Source organism: Stenotrophomonas sp. YIM B06876, from assembly GCF_030711595.1.
Taxonomy (GTDB): domain Bacteria; phylum Pseudomonadota; class Gammaproteobacteria; order Xanthomonadales; family Xanthomonadaceae; genus Stenotrophomonas.
Map to the genome: position 1 here is coordinate 1 of NZ_JAUJUJ010000463.1, position 636 is coordinate 636.

1 protein-coding gene is annotated in these 636 nt (G+C 53.9%); it reads left to right on the plus strand.

Annotation, left to right across the window (positions count from 1 at the left end):
* On the plus strand, positions 1-636 hold a 636-nt coding region (locus QZH66_RS17940), incomplete at both ends, for a helicase C-terminal domain-containing protein (protein ID WP_305807165.1).

A 636-nucleotide genomic window follows, 5' to 3' on the forward strand; every position in this document is an offset into this window, starting at 1 on the left:
CTGACCACGCGATTGCGGCAAAGGCAATCGAAGAACTCGATTCGGACATTACCGGGAAGCACGTGGTCATGGCTCGCGTTGCGAACATCAAACGCGCAGAAGCGGTGTTTGAAACTTATCGAACCTTCGACAGGTTTGAACCTGTCATGTTGCACACAGGACTGTCTTCTAAGGCTAGAACGGAGGCAACCCAGAAGCTTGAAAGCGGGCAGTCAAGAATTGTGGTTTGCGTCGACATGCTCGGCGAAGGTTTCGACATGCCGGAACTAAAAATCGCAGCGTTTCACGACATCCGAAAGAGCTTAGCCGTCACGCTCCAATTGGCCGGAAGGTTCACGCGGTCACGGGCCGATTTGGGAGACCCAGTCTTCATCGCAAACATCGCGAATCTGGACGTGCGCGATGAATTGCTGCAGCTCTATGCTCAAGACCCTGATTGGAATGAACTGCTACCTGACCTCAGCGATGAAGCCATCGCGGATGAAGTGGGCGCCCAGGAGTACATGCGCGGGTTCGACAGGTCCATCGACTCTATTCCGTTAAAAGACCTACGGCCTTCTGCAAGTACCGTTATCTACAAGACCACTTGTGCCAATTGGACGCCTCGAGCGTTTCGAGCGGGACTTCGTGGGCTGA